The sequence below is a fragment of the Streptomyces sp. NPDC037290 genome (assembly GCF_055603245.1).
Genome location: NZ_JBVJVZ010000005.1, coordinates 634,211 through 651,414, shown reverse-complemented (window position 1 = coordinate 651,414; position 17,204 = coordinate 634,211). Strand labels below are relative to the sequence as shown.

15 protein-coding genes are annotated in these 17,204 nt (G+C 70.1%); 6 read left to right on the top strand and 9 right to left on the bottom strand.

The window, feature by feature from the left end; all coding sequences use genetic code 11:
- Positions 1-5 precede the first annotated feature (5 nt).
- On the bottom strand, positions 6-1,676 hold the full coding sequence (locus ACZ7HQ_RS21660) for an LCP family protein (RefSeq protein WP_470992128.1): 1,671 nt from the start codon (positions 1,674-1,676) through the stop codon (positions 6-8).
- 194 nt (positions 1,677-1,870) lie between these two features.
- Complete coding sequence (locus ACZ7HQ_RS21655; RefSeq protein WP_470992125.1) at positions 1,871-2,431, bottom strand: acyl-CoA thioesterase; 561 nt, start codon at positions 2,429-2,431, stop codon at positions 1,871-1,873.
- A gap of 119 nt (positions 2,432-2,550) precedes the next feature.
- On the opposite strand from ACZ7HQ_RS21655, the gene ACZ7HQ_RS21650 reads away from it, so the two are divergent.
- Complete coding sequence (locus ACZ7HQ_RS21650; protein WP_470992122.1) at positions 2,551-3,864, top strand: LCP family protein; 1,314 nt, start codon at positions 2,551-2,553, stop codon at positions 3,862-3,864.
- Between the two features lie 465 nt (positions 3,865-4,329).
- Positions 4,330-5,955: an LCP family protein gene (locus tag ACZ7HQ_RS21645; RefSeq protein WP_470992119.1), complete on the top strand. Its 1,626-nt coding sequence runs from the start codon at positions 4,330-4,332 to the stop codon at positions 5,953-5,955.
- A gap of 88 nt (positions 5,956-6,043) precedes the next feature.
- Here the strand turns inward: ACZ7HQ_RS21645 and ACZ7HQ_RS21640 are convergent, their stop codons facing one another.
- Complete coding sequence (locus ACZ7HQ_RS21640; RefSeq protein ID WP_470992116.1) at positions 6,044-6,406, bottom strand: four-helix bundle copper-binding protein; 363 nt, start codon at positions 6,404-6,406, stop codon at positions 6,044-6,046.
- A gap of 161 nt (positions 6,407-6,567) precedes the next feature.
- Positions 6,568-7,725 carry an acyl-CoA dehydrogenase family protein gene (locus ACZ7HQ_RS21635; protein ID WP_470992113.1) on the bottom strand — a complete coding sequence of 386 codons (1,158 nt, stop codon included), beginning with the start codon at positions 7,723-7,725 and terminating at the stop codon, positions 6,568-6,570.
- A 180-nt stretch (positions 7,726-7,905) separates the two neighbouring features.
- On the opposite strand from ACZ7HQ_RS21635, the gene ACZ7HQ_RS21630 reads away from it, so the two are divergent.
- Both ACZ7HQ_RS21630 and ACZ7HQ_RS21625 read left to right on the top strand, forming a co-directional pair.
- Entirely contained in the window at positions 7,906-9,249 is a 1,344-nt protein-coding gene (locus ACZ7HQ_RS21630) for a UDP-glucose dehydrogenase family protein (protein ID WP_470992110.1), read from the top strand.
- 191 nt (positions 9,250-9,440) lie between these two features.
- Complete coding sequence (locus ACZ7HQ_RS21625; RefSeq protein WP_470992107.1) at positions 9,441-9,671, top strand: hypothetical protein; 231 nt, start codon at positions 9,441-9,443, stop codon at positions 9,669-9,671.
- Here the strand turns inward: ACZ7HQ_RS21625 and ACZ7HQ_RS21620 are convergent.
- From ACZ7HQ_RS21620 to ACZ7HQ_RS21610, 3 genes are read right to left on the bottom strand one after another with little or no spacing between them, the layout of a single operon-like run.
- Positions 9,620-10,798 carry a dipeptidase gene (locus ACZ7HQ_RS21620; RefSeq protein ID WP_470992105.1) on the bottom strand — a complete coding sequence of 393 codons (1,179 nt, stop codon included), beginning with the start codon at positions 10,796-10,798 and terminating at the stop codon, positions 9,620-9,622. The genes ACZ7HQ_RS21625 and ACZ7HQ_RS21620 overlap by 52 nt on opposite strands.
- Before the next feature lie 5 nt (positions 10,799-10,803).
- Positions 10,804-11,340 (bottom strand): 5-(carboxyamino)imidazole ribonucleotide mutase, encoded by a 537-nt coding sequence (gene purE, locus ACZ7HQ_RS21615; protein ID WP_470992102.1) that lies wholly within the window; start codon positions 11,338-11,340, stop codon positions 10,804-10,806.
- Positions 11,337-12,476, bottom strand: a complete 1,140-nt coding sequence (locus ACZ7HQ_RS21610; protein WP_470992099.1) for a 5-(carboxyamino)imidazole ribonucleotide synthase — start codon at positions 12,474-12,476, stop codon at positions 11,337-11,339. The genes purE and ACZ7HQ_RS21610 overlap by 4 nt, the downstream gene beginning before the upstream one ends.
- 182 nt (positions 12,477-12,658) lie before the next feature.
- Between ACZ7HQ_RS21610 and ACZ7HQ_RS21605 the strand changes: the two genes are divergently transcribed.
- Positions 12,659-13,165, top strand: a complete 507-nt coding sequence (locus ACZ7HQ_RS21605; protein WP_470992096.1) for a GtrA family protein — start codon at positions 12,659-12,661, stop codon at positions 13,163-13,165.
- Between the two features lie 8 nt (positions 13,166-13,173).
- On the opposite strand, the gene ACZ7HQ_RS21600 is transcribed toward ACZ7HQ_RS21605, so the two are convergent.
- The gene (locus tag ACZ7HQ_RS21600; RefSeq protein ID WP_470992093.1) at positions 13,174-14,445 is read right to left on the bottom strand and encodes an ATP-binding protein; all 1,272 of its coding nucleotides are present in this window, start codon (positions 14,443-14,445) and stop codon (positions 13,174-13,176) included.
- Between the two features lie 41 nt (positions 14,446-14,486).
- Entirely contained in the window at positions 14,487-15,164 is a 678-nt protein-coding gene (locus tag ACZ7HQ_RS21595) for a response regulator transcription factor (protein WP_020940464.1), read from the bottom strand.
- Positions 15,165-15,657: 493 nt separating this feature from the next.
- Here ACZ7HQ_RS21595 and ACZ7HQ_RS21590 point away from each other — a divergent pair, with 493 nt between their 5' ends.
- Positions 15,658-17,163 (top strand): peptide MFS transporter, encoded by a 1,506-nt coding sequence (locus ACZ7HQ_RS21590; RefSeq protein WP_470992090.1) that lies wholly within the window; start codon positions 15,658-15,660, stop codon positions 17,161-17,163.
- Positions 17,164-17,204 lie beyond the last annotated feature (41 nt).

Sequence of the window (17,204 nt, the reverse complement as noted above, 5' to 3'; positions counted from 1 at the left end):
CCGGCTCAGGAAGCGCACCTGACCTGGTCGGCTGTCTGTTTCGGGACGGCCGGGGGGTGGGCCGGGCCGGTGAGGGGGATGCCCGCGCCCTGGAAGTCGGCGCCGAGGCGCAGGACGATCGCCGGGAGCCCCTGGTCGTTGGTCTCGCTCCTGCCCGGCTTCAGCGCGGCGGCGGCCAGCCCCATCAGGTCGGCCAGCTCGCGCGCCTGGGCGGCCTGGGCGGGGGCGTACTCCAGGGTGGTTTTCGGCTGGTGGGCGCCCGAGTTGCCGAGCTGGCTGGACCGGGTCACCCCCTTCTGGGTCTGCAGCCAGGCCAGGGCCGCCTGGGCGGAGCCGACCGGGGCGCCCGCGTTGTAGATGTCGACGCGGACGTCACCGGGCGCCGAACGCGGGCCCTTGAGCCTGGCGGCCTCGGCCGCCTTCTGCTGCTTCTTCACCTCGGTGAAGGAGGCGTCGTGCTCGATCGCGGAGAAGATCTGCCCGGCGGGGCCGGGCTGCACCAGGACCGTCTTGTGGACCGGGCCGTCGGCCGGGTTGTCCCGGACCGGCAGGGTGAGGAAGCTGATGTTCTTCGGCGGCACCTTCTTCAGCTCCAGGGCCACGTCCTTGAGCGTGGTGATGTGCCCGATGCCCTTGTCCACGGTGAGCGCCTTGGTCGCCGTCTCCGCCAGGTCCAGCAGGGTGCCCGGGCTGGTGAGCGTGGCGTCGGACTTCATCTTGCGGAACAGGGAGCCGAGGAACTGCTGCTGGGCCTGGATGCGGTCCAGGTCGCTCTCGTGGGCCCAGCTGTGCCGGGTGCGGACGAAGGCGAGGGCCTGTTCGCCCTGGACCGTCGACGGCCCCGCGGGCAGGTCCAGGTGCGACTCCTTGTCCTTCACGGGGTGGGCGAGGCACACCTCGACCCCGTGGACGGCGGTCGTCAGCATCTTCACGGCGTTGAAGTCGGCCATCATGAAGTGGTCGACCTTCATGCCCTGGGCGATCCGCTCCACGGTGCGCACGGTGCACCCGGGGTCGCGGCCGAGCTGGCCGAGGCTCTCGTTGAACTTCGTGTGGGGCGTGCCCGGGATGGTCCTGACCGAGCCGTCGGGCTGCTTGGTCGGGCAGTCCGGTATGTCGGTGATCAGGTCGCGCGGGATGCTGAGCGCGGTCGCGTTCGTCCGGTCCTGGGAGACGTGCAGGAGGATGTTGGTGTCCGCGTGCCCGAGGCTGTCCTCGGCGTCGCCGTAGCCGGAGTCGCCCTTGCCCTGCCGCTTGTCGGTGCCGATCACCAGGATGTTGAACGCCTTGTCCTTGCTGAAGGAGTCGCTGGTGGCACCGGCGGTGTCGGTGGTGCTGATGTTGTCGTCGAGGTGCTTGAGGTAGAGGTATCCGCCGACGGCGCCGGCGACGACCACGAAGGCCAGGGTGCCGCTGGTCCACAGCAGGATCCGTTTGCCGGTGGACTTCCTCTTGCCCGGGGACTTCCTCCTGGCCGCCCTGCGCTGCGGACGGTCCGTGGACTGCCGAGGACGCTCCCGGCCCGGGGCGGCATCCGGTGCGGAGCGGGGACCCGGTACGGCCGGCCGCTCGACGGGCGGGTCCGGCCGCAGCTCGTACTCGCCGGTGTGCGGGTTGCGCACCCACTGGTCCGCGGGATCGACGCCCTCGTCCCGTTCATGGCCCGGCCTGTCCATGCCTCAGCACCCCCGCAGGGGCCACCACGCCGAGCGCCCCGTCACTCTCCGTCTGTCGGACGGCGGGCGGGCACACGGCCACCGGCACACAGCCACCCACCGGATCGCACACACTATCCGCACAGATCATCGACAGACGGCCCGAGTGATACTTGCCACTTCCGTACAACCCCCCGGCAGCTGCGGGGAGTTGGTCAGTCCTCGTACCCCTCCGCGGCCCTCTTCTCGCGCAGCTCGCGGATCGCGCGGCGGCGGGCCAGGCGGTGGGTGCGGCGGATCTGGGCCTCCTGGTAGCGGCGGCGGTCCCGGTCGGTCTCCGGGATCACCGGCGGCACCCGGCGCGGCTTGCCGTCGGCGTCGACGGCCGCGAAGACCAGATAGGCGGAGCCGACCTGGGTGGGCGGGGTCGACTCGTTCCAGCGCTCGGCGAGGACGCGCACACCGACCTCCATGGAGGTCCGGCCGGTCCAGTTCACCTGCGCCTTGACATGGACCAGATCGCCGACGCGGACCGGTTCCAGGAAGGCCATCTCGTCCATGGACGCGGTGACGGCGGGACCACCGGAGTGCCGGCCGGCCACCGCGCCCGCCGCGTCGTCGACCAGCTTCATGATCACCCCGCCGTGGACCGTCCCCAGCAGGTTGGTGTCGTTGTGGGTCATGATGTGGCTGAGAGTGGTGCGCGAGGCGGAGATCGACTTGCCGGGGATGTCCGGTTCGATGTCCGGATTCGCGTCCGTGGCCTGGTCTGTCATGCCCTCCACCTTATGCCGACGTGACATTCGCGGAATTTGTGTCAGCTTCGCAACAGCGGCGCTCTTATTTTCCGACATCCCTTGTAAGCCTCACACCGACGCCCTGCACACTGGGGCGCATGAATGACTGGCCCCAGGGATGGTCCGACGAGAACCGCGACCCGCGCTACGGACGCGGGAGTGCCGGCGCGCAGCCGGAGAGCGCCCGCGTGATGCGTCAGGTGCGGCGCGGCCCGGCGGTGCCGCCCGGGCAGCGCTCGTACGGCGACCCGGGCCCGTCGGCGCCGCCCTACGGGGGCGGTGTCCCGCAGCAGCCGTCGTACGTGGACGGCCGGGGATACGACGAGGGCGCCGGCTACGGCGAGTACGACAGCGGTTACAACACCGGCCAGGTCTACGGCGGCCGCGGCCCGGGCGGTCCGGCGGACGCTCCGGTCCGCGGGCCGCGTCCCGCGCCGAACTGGCGGCGCCGGATCAAGTGGACCGCGATCACCCTGGCGACCGTGCTGGTCGGCACCTCGGTCGCGACCTACTTCTGGGCCGACTCCAAGCTGCGCCGCGAGGTCGACCTGGCCACGGTCATCGACCGGCCGTCGGCGGGCGCCGGCACGAACTACCTGATCGTCGGCTCGGACAGCCGCGAGGGCATGACCAAGGCGGACGAGAAGAAGCTGCACACCGGTGCCGCCGAGGGCAAGCGCACGGACTCGATGATGATCCTGCACGTCGGCGACAACGGCGACACGCTGATCTCGCTGCCGCGCGACTCGAACGTGACCGTCCCCTCCTACAAGGGGTCGACGTCCGGGAAGGTCTACCCGGCGCAGGGCCGGCAGGAGAAGCTCAACGCCACCTACGCCGAGGACGGCCCGACGCTGCTGGTCCGCACGATCGAGGCCAACACCGGGCTGCACATCGACCACTACGTGGAGATCGGCTTCCAGGGCTTCGCCAACATCGTGGACGCGGTCGGCGGTGTCGACATCAACATCGACAAGGGCTTCAAGGACAAGTGGTCCGGCGCCGACTTCAAGGCGGGCCCGCAGACCCTGAACGGCCAGCAGGCCCTCGCCTTCGTCCGCACCCGGCACGCGTTCGCCACGTCCGACCTGCAGCGCACCAAGAACCAGCAGAAGTTCCTGTCGGCCCTGGCCCACCAGGTGGCCACCCCGTCGACGATCCTGAACCCGTTCAAGTTCTACCCGGTGATGGGCGCGGGCCTCGACTCCCTGATCGTCGACAAGGACATGTCCCTGTGGGACCTGGCCTCGATGTTCTGGGCGATGACGGGCGTCCAGGGCGGCGACGGCACGTCCCTGAACATGCCGATCTCGGGCTCCGTCGGCGGCAACCTCGTCTGGGACAAGGCGAAGGTGAAGACGCTGGTGGACGAGCTGAACAACGACCAGAAGGTCACCGTCTCCGGCAACTAGCCGAGCGGGTCGCACCCGGCGGCGCGGTAAAGCATGCCCCAAGCCGCGCCGCCCATTGCGCAGATAGCGGACCAAACGACCGGTTGCGCAAGCTGAGGGTTTGTCATCTCCGTGTCCAGGCGCTGAACTGTGCGGACAGCGTGTGCGATCCGGCGCGCAACGGCCGCGGTCTCGTGCGCCGTTCTGCCGCCGTACCGAGGGTCTTCGGGGCTTGGGGGCTTGGGGAGTGACGGCCGCGAAGTCACCTGTGCCTCGTGACGTCAGGACCCGGTTCTGCGTCTAACTGAGCGCAGAAACGCGGCCGGAGCCACGGCACCGGGCCGGGGCCGTCCCGCGTTTCGGCCCGTGCCCGAAAGACCGCGGCACCGGGCCGGCAGACAACGACAAGGGCGCCGTACCCCTGCGCGGGTGGTGGGCGCGAACGACGCCGAGGTGTAAGCGTGCCGAGGGCGGGAGGGGCAGGAGATGACACGCAGCAGCGTGGACCAGGAGGGGACGGTTCCACGGGCTCGGCGTGCCGGCGTGGCCGGTGCGCCGAGCCCGACGGAGGACGGTCCTGACGACCACGGGCGCGGTGGCGGCCACAGACGTCGTCCGGCCCCCGGATCGCCGCGCCCCAGACGCCGGGTACTGCGCTGGTCGGCGATCACCCTGGCGGTCGTCATATTCGGTACCGCGGGCGCGGGTTACCTCTACTACGAGCACCTCAACGCCAACATCGAGAAGGACAAGCTGAACCTCGGCGACTCCGACGTGCCGAAGGCCACCCCGAACGCCGCCGGGCAGACCCCGTTGAACGTCCTGCTGATCGGCTCGGACAGCCGGAACACCGCGCAGGACCTGAAACTCGGCGGTTCCAAGGGGGACGTGGGCCGCCCCCCGCTGGCGGACGTGCAGATGCTGGTGCACGTGTCGGCCGACCGCACCAACATGTCCGTGGTCAGCCTCCCGCGCGACACCGAGATCCCGATTCCCAGGTGCACCGACCCGCACACCGGCCATCGGTACCCGGCGCTCTCGCTGGCCATGGCGAACGAGTCGCTGGGCCGCGGTGGCCCCGGCTGCACGGTCGCCACCTGGCAGAGCCTCACCAAGATCCACATCGACCATTTCATGATGGTCGACTTCTCCGGCGTGGTCGACATGGCGGACGCCATCGGCGGTGTCCCGGTCTGCGTCAAGCAGAACGTCTGGTCGCACACCTCCAACGGTCACGGCTCGGGTCTGAAGCTGAAGAAGGGCACCACGTACGTCAAGGGCGAGCAGGCCCTGCAGTGGCTGCGCACCCGGTACGGCTTCGAGGACGGCACCGACCTCGGCCGTACCCACGCCCAGCACATGTACATGAACGCGATGGTGCGCCAGATGCGCGAGAAGGCGACGCTGGACAACCCCGGCGCCATGCGCGACCTCGCGGAGACCGCGACGAAGTCCCTCAAGGTCGACGAGGGGCTGGGGACGATCAAGAAGCTGTACGACCTGTCCGAGGAGTTCAAGCAGGTCCCCACCCAGCGCATCACGATGACGACCCTGCCGACCGTGCAGTGGTCGCAGGACCACGACCGGCTCGTGCCCGCGCCCGAGGACGCCGACCAGCTCATCTCCATGGTCCGCGACGACACCCCGCTGGACGGACGCGGCGCGAAGCACAAGGCGGAGCAGAAGGCGGCGACCCCTGCGGACCCGGACGACAGGATCGCGGTGCAGGTGCGCAACGGCACCGGCACGGACGGCCGGGCCCCGGTGCTCGAACGGGCCGGTGCGATCGCCCAGCTGCTGCAGGGCAAGGGGTTCACCGAGGCCGCGAAGGACTCGACGGCCGCCTCGGAGGCCAAGACCGTCGTCCTGTATCCCAGCGCCGATCTGGAGGGTGACGCCCAGGCGGTGGCCAAGGCGCTGGCCATCCCGCTGAAGCAGGTGCGCAAGTCGACCGACGTCTCGGGCGTCACGCTGATCGTGGGCGCCGACTGGCGCACCGGCACCGGCTACAAGGCGCCCAAGGAGCCGACGAAGGCCCCCACGTCGGCGGCCGTGCTCCCCGGCGACAAGAAGGACGCGTGCATGGCCGTCCAGCCGGGCTTCACCTGGTGACCCGCGCGCGCTGACCGGGACCGGCCCACGGGTCCGAGGGCACCGGGGGCACCTCAACGGGGCCCCCGACGCCCTCAGCGGGCGCGGCTCACATGCCGGCGCCCGCCATCGCGCGGCACATCTCCGCCGCGCGGCGACACGCTTCCGCGCAGCGCATCATCTGCGGGTCGTCCGGCATCGCCATACACGCCTCGGCGCACATGTCGCACGCCTTGGCACACATCGCGCACATCTCGCCCGACATGGGCGAGCGGCGCATCATCATGTCGGCGCACATACGGGTCGTCTCCGAGCAGTCCATGAGCGCGCGCATGATCTGCATCTGGGCCTGGCCGCCCATCTGCATGCAGGAGCTCATGGTCTCCTCGCACATGGTGTGCGCGGCCATGCAGGCATTGACGCAGTCCTGCATCTGCTGGGTCATGGGGGTCATCGTTCCGGGCTGGGTCATGGCTCCTCCTCGAAGGCGGGGACCCGGGACGGGTCCCGTCTGCTTCCGTCCTACGTCCCCACGGCCCACCCCGCATGTGACCGACCGGTCGGCAGGTACCCCCGCACAACAGAAAGGCGCCCCGCAGGACGCCTCCCCGAAAAACCGTGCGGCTCCTGCCGTTACGGCAGGTTCCTCGCCATCACGATCCGCTGAACTTGGTTCGTGCCCTCATAAATCTGGGTGATCTTGGCGTCGCGCATCATGCGCTCCACCGGGTAGTCGCGGGTGTAGCCGTAGCCGCCGAGGAGCTGGACGGCGTCCGTGGTGACCTCCATCGCCACGTCCGAGGCGAAGCACTTGGCGGCGGCGCCCAGATAGGTGAGGTCGGCGTCGCCGCGCTCGGAGGCGGCGGCGGCCTGGTAGGTGAGGGCGCGGGCCGCCGAGATCTTCATGGACATGTCGGCGAGCATGAACTGGATGCCCTGGAAGTCGGCGATCGCCTTGCCGAACTGCTTGCGCTCCTGGACGTAGCCCTTGGCGTAGTCGAGGGCGCCCTGGGCGACGCCGAGGGCCTGGGCGGCGATGGTGATGCGGGTGTGGTCCAGGGTCTTCATGGCGGTCGCGAAGCCGGTGCCCTCCTCGCCGATCATGCGGTCGGCGGGGATGCGGACGTTGTCGAAGTAGACCTCGCGGGTCGGGGAGCCCTTGATGCCGAGCTTCTTCTCCGGGGCACCGAAGGAGACGCCCTCGTCCGACTTCTCGACGACGAACGCCGAGATGCCCTTCGAGCGCTTCGAGGGGTCCGTCACGGCCATGACCGTGTAGTACTCGGACACGCCCGCGTTGGTGATCCAGCGCTTGACGCCGTTGAGGATCCAGTGGTCGCCGTCGCGGACCGCCTTGGTCTTCATGCCGGCCGCGTCGGAGCCGGCCTCCGGCTCGGAGAGGCAGTACGAGAACATCGCGTCGCCCTTGGCGAGCGGCGTCAGGTACTTCTTCTTCAGCTCCTCGCCGCCGGAGAGGATCACCGGGAGCGAGCCGAGCTTGTTCACGGCGGGGATGAGGGAGGAGGAGACGCAGGCGCGGGCCACCTCCTCGATCACGATGACCGTGGCGAGCGCGTCGGCGCCGGCGCCGCCGTACTCCTCGGGGACGTGCACCGCGTGCAGGTCGTTTGCGACGAGGGCGTCGAGGGCCTCCTGCGGGAAGCGGGCCTCCTCGTCCACCGCCGCGGCGAACGGCGCGATCTTCGCCTCGACCAGGGCGCGGACGGCGTCCCGGAGCATGTCGTGCTCCTCGGACGGGCGGTACAGGTCGAAGTCAGCCGATCCGGCCACGGTCTCTCACGCTCCAAAGACGCAGTGATACTGACGCTAATTACCGTTAAGTAACTCAAATTTTAGAGGGCCGCCGACGGGGCGCCTACGTGAGCTACGCGACAGCAGGGAAATTGCCCGGTGGAGGGCCCGGCTATGCTCGGGCACCGCACGAGACGGACCCCGAGCTGGAGCGCACCCATGAGCCTGAAGATCACCGTGATCGGCACCGGCTATCTCGGCGCCACGCACGCCGCGGCCATGGCCGAGCTGGGCTTCGAGGTGCTGGGACTCGACGTCGTACCCGAGAAGATCGCGATGCTGGAGCGCGGCGAGACCCCGATGTACGAGCCGGGGCTCGAGGAGCTGCTGCGGAAGCACGTGGGGGGCTTCGAGGGGTCCACCGGGCGGTTGCGGTTCACCACGGACTGGGCCGAGGCCGGGGCCTTCGGTGACGTCCACTTCGTGTGCGTGAACACCCCGCAGCGGCACGGGGAGTACGCGGCCGACATGTCGTACGTCGACGCCGCGATCTCCTCGCTCGCCCCGCATCTGCACGGCCCGGCCCTCGTCGTCGGCAAGTCGACCGTGCCGGTGGGCTCCGCCGACCGGCTGGCCGGCTATCTCGCCGAGCACGCCCCGGCGGGCGCGGACGCCGAGCTGGCCTGGAACCCGGAGTTCCTGCGCGAGGGCTTCGCCGTGCAGGACACCCTGCACCCGGACCGGATCGTGGTGGGCGTGCGCAGTGAGCGCGCCGAGAAGCTGCTGCGTGAGGTGTACGCGACGCCGGTCGGCGAGGGCACGCCGTTCGTGGTGACGGACTTCCCGACCGCCGAGCTGGTGAAGACGGCCGCGAACTCGTTCCTCGCCACGAAGATCTCCTTCATCAACGCGATGGCGGAGGTGTGCGAGGCCGCGGGCGGTGACGTGGCGAGGCTGGCGGAGGCCATCGGGCACGACGACCGGATCGGGGCGAAGTTCCTGCGTGCCGGGATCGGCTTCGGCGGGGGCTGTCTGCCCAAGGACATCCGGGCGTTCATGGCGCGGGCGGGTGAGCTGGGCGCGGACCAGGCGCTGACGTTCCTGCGGGAGATCGACTCCATCAACATGCGCCGGCGCGGCCAGATGGTGGAGATGGCCCGGGAGGCGCTCGGCGGCGGTTCCTTCCTCGGCAAGCGGGTCGCGGTGCTCGGTGCCACGTTCAAGCCCGACTCGGACGACGTCCGTGACTCGCCCGCGCTGAACGTGGCGGGCCAGATCCACCTCCAGGGCGGGCAGGTCACGGTGTACGACCCGAAGGGCATGGACAACGCCCGCCGGCTCTTCCCCACCCTGGGGTACGCCGGCTCGGCGCTGGAAGCGGTCCGGGGCGCCGATGTCGTCCTGCACCTGACCGAGTGGCGGGAGTTCCGTGAGCTGGACCCGGCGGCGCTCGGCGAGGTCGCGGCGGACCGGGTGATCCTGGACGGCCGCAACACGCTCGAGCCCGAGCTGTGGCGCCGGGCGGGCTGGACGTACCGGGCGATGGGGCGGCCGACGGCCTGAGGATCTACGGGTGACGCCGGTTCGGCCGAGGCTCAGTCGGCCGAACCGGCGTCTTTCCGCATTCTGCACCACCGGGCACATACGTGGCCGTTGAACTCCCTGTGTCTTACTTCTCCTTGGCGTGTGTACGCCGGTCCGGCCGGGCACCCGTTCGGTCCGTGCGCCGGCCGAGCCGTCCGAAGGAGGACACCATGACGTCCGTCGCCCGCTTCCGTTCCGTCGTGCTCGACTGTCCCGATCCGCACGCGCACGCCGACCCGGACCTGGTCGAGCGGCTGCGCCTTCGGGCGCCCCTCAACCCGGTCCGGGACCGGTACTTCATGTACGTCTGCGGGGCGCAGGGCTACGGCGACTGCCCCACGCTCGCGGATCAGCCGTCCAGCGCCTCGATGGTGGCGAGGGAGGGCGCGCGGGTGGCCTGAAGGTCGCGGGCCACGTCCTGCGCCGCGCCCAGCACCCGCACCGCGTTCTGCCAGGTCAGCTTGGCCAGGTCGGCCCGGGACCAGCCGCGGTCCAGCAGCTCGGCGAGCAGGTTCGGGTAGCCGGAGACGTCGCTCAGGCCGTCCGGGGTGAACGCGGTGCCGTCGTAGTCGCCGCCGATGCCCAGGTGGTCGATGCCGGCCGCCTCGCGCATGTGGTCCAGATGGTCCGCGACCGTGGACACCGTGGCGACGGGGCGCGGGGTGCGCTCCTCGAAGGCGCGGTGCAGCTTCATCGCCTCGGCGCCGGTGTCCAGGTGGTGGAGGCCGTGGGCGCGCAGGTTCTCGTCGGCCGCGGCCGTCCAGTCGACGGCCGCCTGGAGCACGAACTTGGGCACGAACGTCACCATGGCCACCCCGCCGTTGGCGGGGAGCCGCTCCAGGACGTCGTCGGGGATGTTGCGCGGGTGGTCGCAGACCGCGCGGGCGGAGGAGTGGGAGAAGAGCACCGGCGCGGAGGTCGCGTCCAGCGCGTCCCGCATGGTCGTCGCCGCCACGTGCGAGAGGTCGACCAGCATGCCGAGCCGGTTCATCTCGCGGACGACCTCGCGGCCGAAGGCGGTCAGGCCGCCGGCCCTCGGCTCGTCGGTCGCGGAGTCCGCCCAGTCCACGTTGGAGTTGTGGGTGAGCGTCATGTAGCGCACGCCGAGCGCGTACAGGCCGCGCAGGGTGCCGAGCGAGTTGGCGATGGAGTGGCCGCCCTCGGCGCCCATCAGGGAGGCGATACGGCCGTCCCGGCGGGCCGCCTCCATGTCCGCGGCGGTCAGCGCGGGCGCCAGGTCCGCCGGGTAGCGGGCGAGCAGCCGCCGTACGCAGTCGATCTGCTCCAGCGTCGCCGCCACCGGGTCGGGCTGCTCGCTGGGCACGTACACCGACCAGTACTGCGCGCCGACGCCGCCCTCGCGCAGCCGCGGGAGGTCGGTGTGCAGCTGCGTGTTCTGAGGGGCGGCGATGTCGAGCGTGTCGAGGTCGTAGCCGGCCTTCTTGCGCAGTGCCCACGGCAGGTCGTTGTGGCCGTCGACGACCGGGAACTCGCGCAGCAGCGCGCGGGCCTCGTCGAGGGAGGTCATCGGCGTCACTTCCCGAAGCCGAAGCCGCTGCCGGCGCCCTCGACCTTCGAGCGCAGCCGCTTGCCCTTCTCGGTGGCCTGGTCGTTGAGGTCCTGCTGGAAGTCGCGCATCTTGTGCAGCAGGTCCTCGTCGTACGCGGCGAGCATGCGGGCCGCAAGGAGTCCCGCGTTGCGGGCACCGGCGACGGAGACGGTGGCCACCGGGACGCCGGCCGGCATCTGCACGATGGAAAGCAGGGAGTCCATGCCGTCGAGGTACTTCAGCGGCACGGGCACGCCGATGACCGGCAGCGGGGTCACGGAGGCGAGCATGCCGGGCAGGTGGGCGGCACCGCCCGCACCGGCGATGATCACCTTCAGGCCGCGGTCGGCGGCCTGCTCACCGTACGTGATCATCTCGCGGGGCATGCGGTGCGCGGAGACGACGTCGACCTCGTAGGGGATCTCGAACTCGTCCAGGGCCTTGGCGGCGGCCTCCATGACGGGCCAGTCGGAGTCCGACCCCATGACGATGCCCACGACAGGGCCGGCAGCGGTGCTCATTCGGTGATGGTGCCTCTCAGGTAGCCGGCTGCGTGACGGGCGCGCTCCAGCACGTCGTCGAGGTCGTCGCCGTAGGTGTTGACGTGTCCGACCTTGCGGCCGGGCTTCACGTCCTTGCCGTACATGTGGATCTTGAGCTTGGGGTCGCGGGCCATGCAGTGCAAGTACGCGGAGTACATGTCCGGGTAGTCGCCGCCCAGGACGTTGACCATCACGGTCCACGGGGCGCGCGGGCGCGGGTCGCCGAGCGGGAGGTCGAGGACCGCGCGGACGTGGTTGGCGAACTGCGAGGTGATCGCGCCGTCCTGGGTCCAGTGGCCGGAGTTGTGCGGGCGCATCGCCAGTTCGTTGACGAGGATGCGGCCGTCGCGGGTCTGGAACAGCTCGACGGCGAGGTGCCCGACGACGCCGAGTTCCTTGGCGATGGTCAGCGCCATCTGCTCGGCCTGCAGCGCGAGGGACTCGTCCAGGCCGGGGGCCGGGGCTATCACCGTGTCGCACACGCCGTGGACCTGCTGCGACTCCACCACCGGGTAGGCGACGGCCTGGCCGTGCGGGGAGCGTACGACGTTGGCGGCCAGCTCGCGGACGTAGTCGACCTTCTCCTCGGCGAGGACCGCGACGCCCGCGCGGAAGGGGTCCATGGCTTCCTCTGCGGACTCCACGACCCACACGCCCTTGCCGTCGTAGCCGCCGCGCACGGTCTTCAGGACGACCGGGAAGCCGTCCCCCTCGGCCGCGAACCGGACCACGTCCTCCGGGTCGGTCACGATGCGGTGCCGTGGGCACGGGATGCCGATCGCGTCGAGCTTCGCGCGCATCACGCCCTTGTCCTGGGCGTGCACCAGCGCGTCGGGCCCCGGGCGCACGGGGATGCCGTCCGCCTCCAAGGCCCGGAGATGCTCGGTGGGTACATGTTCGTGATCGAAGGTGATCACGTCGCACCCGCGCGCGAACTCACGCAGCGTGTCCAGGTCGCGATAGTCGCCGACGACGACATCGCTCACGACCTGCGCCGCGGAATCCTGAGGGGTGTCACTGAGAAGCTTGAACCTGATGCCCAACGGGATGCCCGCCTCGTGCGTCATACGCGCGAGCTGCCCCCCGCCGACCATGCCGACTACCGGGAACGTCACACCCCTAGCGTATCGGCCACGCCGCCGGGGCCGGATCGCGTCCCTCTCATGAACTCTTACCGGTCGCTTTCCACCCTCTTTCCGATCTGTTTCCTGGTCTTGGGCTTGTGCACAGGCGGCAGTGGATTCACCCGGATAGCATGGCGGGGCTGACGAAACCTACCGACGGGAGCTGCACAGCCATGGAACCTCGTTCCTCGGGGCTGCAACGGCTCGTACGCGAGGTGGCCAAGTTCGGCACCGTCGGCGTTGCGGGCATCTTCGTCAACCTCGGCGCGTTCAACCTGGTCCGGCACGTCTCCGACCTGCCGGTGGTGCGCGCCAGCATCATCGCGACCGTCGTCGCCATCGCGTTCAACTACGTCGGGTTCCGTTACTGGACGTACCGGGACCGCGACAGAGGCGGCCGCACCAAGGAGCTCACGCTCTTCCTGTTCTTCAGCGCGATCGGCCTGGTGATCGAGAACGGCGTGCTGTACGCGGCGACCTACGGCTTCGGCTGGGACAGCCCGCTGCAGAGCAACGTCTTCAAGTTCGTCGGCATCGGCGTCGCGACCCTCTTCCGCTTCTGGTCGTACCGCACCTGGGTGTTCCGGGCCATGCCCGCGCAGGAGGCCGAGTCGATCCTGGTGGCCGAGGCCAAGAGGCCCCACCCGGAGCCCGAGCCGAAGTCGCAGCGCGTGCCGTAGAACGGCCGTCACCGGACCGTCGGCAGTTCCTCCTCCGTCTTCCGCGTCGGTGGCGTACGCGACAGGAACAACCCGAACACCGGCGGCTGGGCCTGCAGCAGCTCAAGGCGGCCGCCGTCGGCCTCGGCGAGGTCACGGGCGACGGCCAGGCCGATCCCGGTGGAGTTCCGTCCGCTGATCGTCCGCTCGAAGATCCGCGCGCCGAGGTCGGCCGGGACGCCGGGGCCCTCGTCGGTGACCTCGATCACGGCCTGGTTGCCGGTGACCCGGGTGCGCAGCGCGACCGTGCCGCCGCCGTGCATGAGCGAGTTCTCGATCAGCGCGGCCAGCACCTGGGCGACCGCTCCCGGCGTGCCGACGGCCTGCAGGTGCCGCTTGCCGGAGCTGACGATGGCCCGGCCGGCGCTGCGGTAGGCGGGCCGCCACTCGGCGAGCTGCTGCTGGATGACCTCGTCCAGGTCGAAGGTGACGGCGGAGCCGGTGCGCGGGTCGCGGGAGTTGGTCAGCAGCCGCTCGACCACGTCGGTGAGCCGCTCGACCTGGGTGAGCGCGACGTTCGCCTCTTCCTTCACGATGTCCGGGTCGTCGTTGAGGGTGATCTCCTCGAGCCGCATGGACAGCGCGGTCAGCGGGGTGCGCAGTTGGTGGGAGGCGTCGGCCGCGAGGCGCCGCTCGGCGGTCAGCATGCGCCCGATCCGCTCGGCGGAGGAGTCCAGCACATCGGCGACCCGGTCGAGCTCGGGCACCCCGTACCGCTTGTGCCGCGGGCGCGGGTCGCCGGATCCGAGCCGTTCGGCGGTCTCGGCGAGGTCGGTCAGCGGGGAGGCGAGCCGGTTGGCCTGCCGTACGGCGAGCAGCACGGCCGCGACCACCGCGAGCAGCGCCACCAGACCGATGACCAGCAGGGTCCGGCCGACCTCGCGGGTCACCGCGGAGCGCGGCTCCTGCACGGTGACCGTCTCGCCCTCCTCGCCCGTCTGCGTGGCGTGGATCACATCACCCTGGGGCTTGGTGCCGATCTCTATCGGCGCCCTGCCGGGCAGGCTGATCACCGCGTACTGGTCCTTGCTGACCGGGTTGCGCAGCACGTCCGCGTTGACGTTCTCGGCGGCGAGGATCCGGCTGTCCACGATGCTGGCCAGCCGCACCGCCTCGGACTCCACCCGCTCCTGGGCACTGTTGCTGATCGTCCGTGTCTCGACGATCACCAGGGAGATCCCGAAGACGGCGATCACCACGAGGACGACGGCGAGGGTGGACTGGATGAGACGTCGGCGCATGATCCGTTACCTGGGGTGATCGCTGCGTCCCCGGCAGGGGCTCAGCTCTTCTCGAAGCGGAAGCCCACGCCTCGTACCGTGGCGATGTAGCGGGGGTTCGCCGCGTCGTCGCCGAGCTTCTTGCGCAGCCAGGAGATGTGCATGTCCAGGGTCTTGGTGGACGACCACCACGTGGTGTCCCAGACCTCGCGCATCAGCTGGTCGCGTGTGACGACCCGGCCGGCGTCCCGCACCAGCACCCGCAGCAGGTCGAACTCCTTGGCCGTGAGCTGCAGTTCCTCGTCGCCCATCCACGCCCGGTGCGACTCGACGTCGATCCGCACCCCGTGCGTGGCCGGCGGCTGCTGCGGCTCGGCGGCACCGCGCCGGAGCAGCGCCCGTACCCGGGCGAGCAGTTCGGCGAGCCGGAAGGGCTTGGTGACGTAGTCGTCGGCGCCCGCGTCCAGGCCGACGACGGTGTCCACCTCGTCGGCCCGCGCGGTCAGGATGAGGATCGGCACGGTGTGGCCGTCGGCCCGCAGCCGGCGGGCGACCTCCAGGCCGTCCATGCCCGGCAGGCCCAGGTCCAGTACGACGAGGTCGACGCCGCCCTGCATTCCGGCGTCGAGCGCGGTGGGTCCGTCCTCGCGCACCTCGACCTCGTAACCTTCCCGGCGCAGGGCGCGGGCCAGCGGCTCCGAGATGGACGCGTCGTCCTCGGCGAGCAGTACACGGGTCATGGAGTGATGGTAGACCGCCCGCGCACGGTGCTGGGGTGTGATCGCTTCGAGGAACTCTTACCTTCGTACGCTGCTGGTACGAACCATTGGTCCGGGGATGCGATCGTAGGAGAGACCTTCGATTCGCCTTCCGCGGTTCCCCCGACACCTGTGATCCGCGTCTCAAGTCCTTCCATATCAGGCAGTGTCCTGCCGTATGGTGACCTGAACGCCTGTAGCACACCGGGGACCTTTGGCGAGCACTTGACGCTGAGGGTCTCTTTTGTGTGCGGGCTGGTGAACACCAGCCTTGAAAGGAATGACCTCTGGCCGGGCCCCGGACGCATCGTCGCGTGGGGGCGTGGATCCCGGTGGTCGCCGTCCGCCGCTCCCGTGATCCGGGAACGGACTCCCCTGGGCGTTGGGGGTGGACGACCGACCCTGCCGGTGCCGGCCGCACCCCCACCGGGCGCGCAACGCTCCAGCAGCGCGTCCCGACCAGCAAGGAACGACCATGGCGTCCAGCCTGACGAAGGACTCGGTCCGCCCGGGCACCCCCGGTTCCGAGAAGACCTTCTTCGGCCACCCCCGCGGCCTGGCCACTCTCTTCATGACCGAGATGTGGGAGCGATTCTCCTACTACGGCATGAGGGCCCTGCTCCCGCTGTACCTGGTGGCCCCGGGCGGCCTGCACCTGAGCGCGGGCACGGCGACCGCGATCTACTCGGTGTACGTGTCGCTCGTGTACCTGCTCGCCCTCCCCGGCGGCTGGTTCGCCGACCGCGTGCTCGGCCCCCGCAAGACGGTCGCCGTCGCGGGCCTGATCATCATGCTCGGCCACCTGTGCCTCGCGCTCCCCGTGGCCGCCAGCTTCTTCGTCGGCCTGGCTCTCGTCGCCATCGGTTCGGGTCTGCTGAAGGCCAACATCTCCACGATGGTCGGCCACCTCTACAAGGGTGCGGATGACCCCCGCCGGGACGGTGGCTTCACCCTCTTCTACATCGGCATCAACGTCGGTGCCTTCGTCGCGCCGCTGGTCATCGGCACCGTCGGTGAGAACGTCAACTGGCACCTCGGCTTCGCGCTCGCCGCGCTCGGCATGGCGCTGGGTCTGGCCCAGTACCTCCTGGGCGGCCGTCACCTGAGCGAGAAGAGCAGCGACGTCCCGACGCCGCTCACGGCCGACGAGAAGTCCGCCACCCTGCGCAAGGGCCTGATCTGGCTGGCGATCGCCGCCGTCTTCTACGGCGTCGTCGGCGGCACCGGCCACTTCACCCTGAACTGGGCGCTGATCCCGCTCACCGTCATCGGTCTGATCGTGCCGATCCTGGTCATCGCCCGGATGCTGCGCGACAAGGACCTGGACTCGACCGAGAAGTCGAAGGTGCGGGCGTACATCTGGTTCTTCGTCGCCGCCGCGGTCTTCTGGATGATCTACGACCAGGGTGGTTCGACCCTGTCGCTGTTCGCGGACGGCTCGGCCAAGAACTCGATCGCCGGCTGGACGTTCCCGGTCTCCTGGTACCAGTCGGTCAACCCGGTCATGATCATGGCCCTTGCCCCGGTCTTCGCCTGGGCGTGGCTGTGGCTGAACCGGCGCGGCAAGGAGCCGAGCACGATCGTGAAGTTCGCCTCCGGCCTGGTGCTGATCGGTGCGTCCTTCTTCCTCTTCCTCGCCCCGCTGTCGATCGCCGAGGGCGGTCACAAGGCCGCGGCGATGTGGCTGGTCGCGATCTACTTCGTGCAGACCATCGGTGAGCTGACGCTGTCCCCGGTCGGCCTGTCCGTGACGACGAAGATGGCGCCGAAGAAGTACGCCTCCCAGATGATGGGTGTGTGGTTCCTCGCCGTCACCGCGGGCGACTCGATCACCGCGCTGGTGTCCAACCCGGCCATAGGCGGCGTGAACCTCGACAAGATGGGCTTCGTCGCCCTGGAGGCCGTGCTCGCGGTGCTCGCGGGTGTCGCGGTGTGGGTGTACCGCAACAAGGTCAACAAGCTGATGGGCGACGTGCACTAGTCGTCCGGTTCGGCCGGGAGAGGGCCGCCGCATCCATGGGG